This is a genomic window from Streptomyces sp. NPDC001714 (assembly GCF_042892755.1).
Lineage (GTDB): Bacteria > Actinomycetota > Actinomycetes > Streptomycetales > Streptomycetaceae > Streptomyces.
Genome location: NZ_JBIAUL010000042.1, coordinates 47,162 through 53,382, shown reverse-complemented (window position 1 = coordinate 53,382; position 6,221 = coordinate 47,162). Strand labels below are relative to the sequence as shown.

Genomic DNA, 6,221 nt, shown 5'->3' with positions numbered 1-6,221 from the left:
GCCCTTGCCGGTCCCGACCTGCTGACCCGCATCCTGCACCAACTCCCCTCCGGCTATGCGCTGCTGTTCGGCCGCGCCGAACTCACCCCCGCCGCGTAGCAGGCGACGTACGTGCTCGGGGCGGACACGACGATTGCCGTCGCTGTCCGCCCCATGCCCAGGCGGGCTCTCCCGGCCCATCGCGGGAACGACGGGACGTATCCCCCAAGAGAAGGGATTCGGGTTCATGTGTGTGGAGTGGCAAGGCGTCAGCCGGACGCGTTGCCCGAGACCCATTCGTTCCACGGCATGTTCCAGTCGCTGAGGCCGTTGTCCGGGGCCAGGGCGGTCTTGTCCGCGGAGTTCTTGACGACCACGACGTCACCGGGCATCGAGTTGTCGAAGAACCACGCGGCGGGCTGCTTGCCGTCGCCGCCGCCCTTGACGTCGTTCAGGCCGATGCAGCCGTGGCTGGTGTTGGCCCTGCCGAAGATCGAGTCGGCACCCCAGTAGTTGCCGTGGATGAAGGTGCCCGAGGCGGTCAGGCGCATGGCGTGCGGTACGTCGTTGATGTCGTACGCGGGCTTGCCGTCCTTCATGAGGCCGACGCTCGCACCGTTCATGTGGGTCTGCCCGAACTTCTCGGAGATGACCATCCGACCGTTGTACGTCGGGTGCTCGGGGCTGCCGGACGAGATCGGGATGGTCTTGATCGTCTTGCCGTCCCGTACGACGGTCATCTGCTTCGTCCTGGCGTCGACGGTGCTGATCTGGCTCCGGCCGATCTTGAACGTGGCCGTCTTCTGGATGCCGTGGTGGGTGAGCTTGACGGTGACGATGGACCCGGGTGTCCAGTAGTTCTCGGGGCGGAAGTCCAGGCGGGCGTCGTTGAGCCAGTGGCCGACGACCCGCTGCCCGCTGCTGGTGCTGACCTGGATCTCCGACTCCACGGCGGCCTTGTCGCCGACCGCCTTGCCGAAGGAGATCGTCACCGGCATGCCCACGCCGACGGTCGAGCCGTCCTCGGGCGAGAGATGCCCGATGAAGTCGTTGGCCGGGGAGACCGTGGTGATCGTGGCGTTCCCGGTGACGGGGCGGGCCTTGGCGTCCTCGGCCTCTGCGGCGACCTGATACCTGGTGGCTCGCTCCAGCGGGCCGTTCGGCTTCCAGGACGTGCCTTCCGCGGACAGGGTGCCCGGAATCGCGGCACCGGTCGCGACGTCGGTCATGGTCACCTTGGTGAGCTCGCCGTTGCTTACGGTGACTTCGACGGGGTCGTCGATCCCGACGCCGTAAGCGCCCTGCCCCGGCGTGATCACTATGCGGGCGTCGGAAGCGTCCTGGGTGCCCGCCTGGTCTGCCTGCGCCTGCGATGTCGGCTGGTTACCGGTGTCGTTGCCCCCGGTGGCAGCGTTGCTGGTGCCGCCGAGGGCCGTGAGCGCGAGTACGCCGCCCAGTACGCCGGCCGTAGCCATCAGCCCGGTGGTTCGCTTACGTACCGTGATCAAACGCTTCTCCCGTGACACTGGTCGTTGAGTCCCTGGAGCTGGTTACCGGCGGAGTGCAACCAGCTTTAAAGAACTACTTTTATGGGTTCATACGCTCAGAAGATAGGCATTGTGGCGAATTGCACGCGTTGCGAGACTGCCGCCGAGGCTCTGCTCGACGGTCGGATGGCGGGTAGCCGATCCGCTCTCGCTGATCGGCGCAGGCCGTAGGGCGACCGAACCGAGGTCGTGGTGCAGGCTTCGGATCGGTCTGTGGTGATCCTTTCTCACAGCGCGTACTGCTCGGCGGGCACGGGCTCGTGGGGCGGAGCCGTGAGCACGGCATGCTCGTTCGCGGCGGCTCGGACAGTCGGCCCGGGCGAGCTGAATCCCCGGCGGCGTTTCGCCCACCTGGCCAGGGCCTCACCTGTCGGTGATCTCGGAGAGCCATGCCGTGTCCTCCGGGCCCGGCGCCTCGAGGCCGGGTGCGGGCAGCCAGCGGACCTCTCCCGTGCGCAGGGCGACCGTGGCCCGTGGGTGCATCGGTCCGTCGCCCCTGCGAGACAGCAGGGCGAGTTCCCACACTGTCGCCGTCATGGCGTCGAGCCGGGTGGCGCAGTCGGTGCTGACCCGCCGCAGATCCCGGGTCCGGCCCAGGGACAGATGCGGGGTGAAGTTCTTGGCGGGCCCACGACAGCGCGGGAACCGCTGCTGCAGTACGCGGTGCAGGTCCGCCCACGGCGAATTGCCGGCTGCCGCCGGGTCGAGCCACACGGTGAAGTACGCCCTGTGCCGGAAGGCGCGCACCCCGTCCAGCCGTGCGGTGAAGACCGGCGTCCCGGCCGCCGCCGCGGCGAGATGCGGGGCGGCCCGCTCGAAGTCGGACTCCGGCACGAAGCCGAAGAGCACATTGACGTGCGGCGGCCAGCGGTGGATCTGCGGATCGTAATCCCGGCGGACGTCCTGGATCGGCGGCCACAGCTCCGCGGGCGGGATCCAGGCCACCGCTGTGCGGGCGGTCGGGGGCACGTCGACGCTGCCGGCGGGCTCGGCCCCGCCCGAGTTCGTGTCGGCACGCAGGTCCGCTTGCGGGCCCCGCAAGCGCCCGGCGCCCGACGCGTCGATGCGGTCGACCCCCGTGGCCCGGTCCCAGACCACCTCGCCGTCCGCCTCGATGAACACCACCCGGTGCCACGGAATGTCGCCTCCCGGCACGAAGTAGGGCAGTGGGATGCGTTTGCAGGCGTCCCCGCGCTGACTGATCCCCAGCACGAACCGGGCCGGGTCGAACCGTGGGTCCCAGCGGATCCAGTGATAGATCTCGTCGCTGGTTCGCATGACGCCTCCTCGACCGCCGCGGCACCCCCTCCTCCAGGGTGCCGCTCACCCTCTCCACGACCGTCTGTTCCCGCGCACCGCGACCTGACAGGTGCGGTGCGCGAGGGAGCGGGCGTGCGCCGAGGCGAGTGGTCTCGTCAGGATCGGTGATCGGTGCGGCAATGGGTGCAACGGGAGACTGTCCGCGATGCCCTGATGGGGCCGACGGCCCGACGGGAGCCGTGGAACGGTTCGATCGGCCCCTCTCCCGTCGCATGTCTGGACGGCAACAAGCAGGGGGGGGCCGGCCCGGCGTGGGCGGTCGCAGGGTGCGGACGCACACCGTGAGTGACGGCAAATTGTTGAATGAAGATCGTGCACAGTGGAGGGATGCGCGAGTCCTCGCTGCCGGGTGGCCTGATCAATCACGTAGTGCGTGTCGGCGCCACCGTGCGCCGTCCCGCCTCTGCCGGTACGCGGTTCGTCGGCGACTTGTTGACGTTCCTTGAGGCCGGCGGCTGGCCCGGTGCGCCGCGCTACCGCGGCATCGACGAGGAGGGCCGCGAGGTCCTCAGCTACCTCGACGGGCATGTGGCCTGGAAGCCGCAGCAGCCGCCAGACGTGTACTGCGACGGGAGTCTGATACGGGTCACGCGGCTCGTGCGGGAGTTCCACGACCTGACGGCGGGCACGGAACTCGCGGGCTCGCACGAGGTCGTCTGCCACAACGACCTCGCGCCGAAGAACACCGTCTATCGACCCGTCGGCGGCGTCCTGCGCCCGGTGGCCTTCATCGACTGGGATCTGGCGGCGCCGGGCGAGCGCATCCATGACATCGCCCACGTCTGCTGGCAGTACCTCGGGCTCGGGCCAGGCATCGAAGACCTCTCCGGCACTGCGCGCCGGTTGCGGTTGATCGCCGATACCTATGAGCTCGTCGACCGGCGTGATCTCGTCTCTGTGATCCTGTGGTGGCAGGACCGGTGCCGGCGTGGCATCGAGGCTGCTGCCGACTCCGGAGACCTCGCGATGATCCGTCTCCGCGAGGCTGGGGTGGTGGCAGAGGTGCGGCAGGCCTATCAGTGGGTCTCCGAGCACCGGGCGGCCATGGATCGCGCCTTGCGCTGACCGACTGGGGTGTCAGTCACCACCAAGAGCTGCGGCAGCCGGGGACGGGTGGCCGTCGTCGTCACGAGTCTCGGGGTGGCCGCGACGTCGAGTGGAGCGCGCGGATCCGGTTGATTCTCGATGCGACGCCGTCTGGTTTACCCTTCAACCATATGGTGTCGTGAGGAGGTCGCACCATGACGGAACTCGGTCTGGGGGACACGGTCGGCATCCTGCGCCAGCCCGGCGTGCGGACACGGCGCAGCAGCTCAGGGCTCGGATGGGAGCGGCTGTACCTCTCCACGCAGGTGGAGCAGCCCTACTGCGCGGCGTTCGACGCGGCCCCCACCCACCTGCTGATCCTGCACCTCAGCGGCCCCGTCACCGTCCGGCGGGGACAGGGTGCGGACGGGCGGTCACGGACGATCCCGGCCGGTGGGCTCTTCCTGCAGCCGGCCGGCCGGCGGCTCGCCGTCGAGCTCCGCGGGCGGCTGGACACGATCCACGCCTACCTCACGGACGACGCCCTGCGCGAGGCGAACGGCGGGCGGCCCGTGGAGCTGACCGAGGAGCTCGGGGCCAGCGATCCACTCGCCGAGCAGCTCATGCTCGCGCTGGAGGGCACGCTCCGCTCCTGGGAACCGTCGGCCCGCACGTACATCGACCAGCTGACCGGGATGCTCGCCGCGCAGCTCGTACGCCGCCATGGTGCCGGTGAGACCGCGCCCCCGCCCGCCCGGTCCGGGTTGTCCGACCGGCAACTCGCCGCCGTCCGCGAACTCATGGAGCAGCGCCTCGCCGAACCGCTGCCGATCGCGGACCTCGCCGCCTCGGCCGCGCTGAGCCCGAGCCAGTTCACGAGGGGGTTCCGGGCGAGCACCGGCCAGTCGCCGCACCAGTTCCTGCTCCGCCTGCGGCTGGACGCCGCGTGCCGGATGCTGCGCACCGGCTCCACCCCGATCGCGGAGGTGGCCGCCGCGTGCGGGTTCTCCCACCAGGAGCACCTCACCCGGGTGATGCGTGCCCGGCTCGGCACCACCCCGGCCGTACTGCGCCGGTCCGGCTGAGGAGCCCCTGCGGTCACGGCTCAGCGTTCCAGCACCAGGGCCAGCGCCTGACCCACCCCGATGCACAGCGCCGCAAGGCCGGTGCCGCTGCCCGCCGCGGCCAGCTGGTGTGCCACCGCTCCCGTGATACGGGCGCCGGACGCGCCCAGCGGGTGGCCGATGGCGATGGCACCGCCGCGCGGGTTCACCACCTCCGGGTCGAGTTCCGGCAGGGCGGCCAGGCAGGCCAGCGCCTGGGCCGCGTAGGCCTCGTTCAGCTCGACCGTGTGCAGGTCGCCCGGAGTCACCGCCGCCTTGCTCAGCACCTTGCGGACGGCGTCGACCGGGCCGAGCCCGAAGTACTGCGGCTCGATGCCCGTCACCGCCGCCGCCCGGATCCGGGCCAGGGGCTCGCGCCCGATCGCCGCGAGGCCGTCCTCGTCGGCGAGCAGCAGCGCGGCCGCCCCGTCGTTGAGCGGGGAGGCGTTGCCGGCCGTGATCGTGCCGCCCGCCGTGAAAGCCGGCTTGAGCCGGGCGAGTGCCTCCAGCGAGGTGTCGTCCCGGATGCCTTCGTCGCGGTCCAGGTCCACCCCCTCGACGGGCACGACCTCTCCGGCGTACCGGCCCTCGCGCCAGGCGCGGGCGGCGTTGCGGTGGCTGGCCAGGGCGAACTCGTCCTGAGCGGCCCGGGTGACGGCGTACTTGGCGCCGACGAGCTCGGCACTCTCGCCGAGCGGGATCGTCCACTCCACGGGCATCCGCGGGTTCACCATCCGCCAGCCGAGCGTCGTCGAGTACAGCTGCTGATCCTTCACCGGGAAGGCCCGCTCCGGCTTCGGCAGTACCCAGGGCGCGCGGCTCATGGACTCGACACCGCCCGCCACCGCGATGGACGCGTCGCCGAGCGCGATGGCGCGGGCCGCCTGGATGACGGCTTCCATGCCGGATCCGCAGAGCCGGTTGACCGTGGCGCCGGGCACGGTGACCGGGAGTCCGGCGAGCAGGACGGCCATGCGGGCGACGTCGCGGTTCTCCTCGCCCGCGCCGTTGGCATTGCCGAGCAGCACGTCATCGATGCGGGCGGGGTCCAGGCCGGGGCTGCGGCCGACCAGGGCGCGCAGCACTCCGGCGGCGAGGTCGTCCGGCCGTACGCCCGCCAGGGCACCGCCATAGCGGCCGACGGGGGTACGGACGGCGTCGACGACGTACACGTCACGAGGTTGCTCGATCATCGGTTGCTCCCGGCAGCATGCTCACGAGGGGTCGTCAGGGGTGTGTGGGCCGC

The 6,221-nt window shown here is 70.9% G+C and carries 5 protein-coding genes and 1 pseudogene; 3 read left to right on the top strand and 3 right to left on the bottom strand.

The annotated features are described in order from the left end of the window. Positions 1–99: pseudogene (locus ACFY0P_RS50350) on the top strand (DUF2267 domain-containing protein); the annotation flags it as partial. Between the two features lie 149 nt (positions 100–248). Here ACFY0P_RS50350 and ACFY0P_RS50345 read toward each other — a convergent pair. Both ACFY0P_RS50345 and ACFY0P_RS50340 read right to left on the bottom strand, forming a co-directional pair. Continuing rightward, positions 249–1,454, bottom strand: coding sequence for an Ig-like domain-containing protein (locus ACFY0P_RS50345; protein ID WP_388929227.1), 1,206 nt, complete (start codon positions 1,452–1,454; stop codon positions 249–251). A gap of 435 nt (positions 1,455–1,889) precedes the next feature. Then, on the bottom strand, positions 1,890–2,804 hold the full coding sequence (locus tag ACFY0P_RS50340) for an RNA repair domain-containing protein (protein WP_388929226.1): 915 nt from the start codon (positions 2,802–2,804) through the stop codon (positions 1,890–1,892). Between the two features lie 369 nt (positions 2,805–3,173). Between ACFY0P_RS50340 and ACFY0P_RS50335 the strand changes: the two genes are divergently transcribed. Together ACFY0P_RS50335 and ACFY0P_RS50330 are read left to right on the top strand one after the other, a co-directional pair. Next, positions 3,174–3,911 (top strand): phosphotransferase, encoded by a 738-nt coding sequence (locus tag ACFY0P_RS50335; protein WP_388929225.1) that lies wholly within the window; start codon positions 3,174–3,176, stop codon positions 3,909–3,911. Between the two features lie 176 nt (positions 3,912–4,087). Continuing rightward, positions 4,088–4,957 carry a helix-turn-helix domain-containing protein gene (locus tag ACFY0P_RS50330; RefSeq protein WP_388929224.1) on the top strand — a complete coding sequence of 290 codons (870 nt, stop codon included), beginning with the start codon at positions 4,088–4,090 and terminating at the stop codon, positions 4,955–4,957. Between the two features lie 20 nt (positions 4,958–4,977). Here the strand turns inward: ACFY0P_RS50330 and ACFY0P_RS50325 are convergent, their stop codons facing one another. After that, positions 4,978–6,168 carry a thiolase family protein gene (locus ACFY0P_RS50325; protein WP_388929223.1) on the bottom strand — a complete coding sequence of 397 codons (1,191 nt, stop codon included), beginning with the start codon at positions 6,166–6,168 and terminating at the stop codon, positions 4,978–4,980. Positions 6,169–6,221: the final 53 nt, after the last annotated feature.

Excerpts from the sequence above, each read along its gene's own strand:
- ACFY0P_RS50345 (WP_388929227.1), bottom strand. The coding sequence starts at position 1,454 with ATGGCTACGGCCGGCGTACTGGGCGGCGTACTCGCGCTCACGGCCCTC.
- ACFY0P_RS50340 (WP_388929226.1), bottom strand. The coding sequence starts at position 2,804 with ATGCGAACCAGCGACGAGATCTATCACTGGATCCGCTGGGACCCACGG.
- ACFY0P_RS50335 (WP_388929225.1), top strand. The coding sequence starts at position 3,174 with ATGCGCGAGTCCTCGCTGCCGGGTGGCCTGATCAATCACGTAGTGCGT.
- ACFY0P_RS50330 (WP_388929224.1), top strand. The coding sequence starts at position 4,088 with ATGACGGAACTCGGTCTGGGGGACACGGTCGGCATCCTGCGCCAGCCC.
- ACFY0P_RS50325 (WP_388929223.1), bottom strand. The coding sequence starts at position 6,168 with ATGATCGAGCAACCTCGTGACGTGTACGTCGTCGACGCCGTCCGTACC.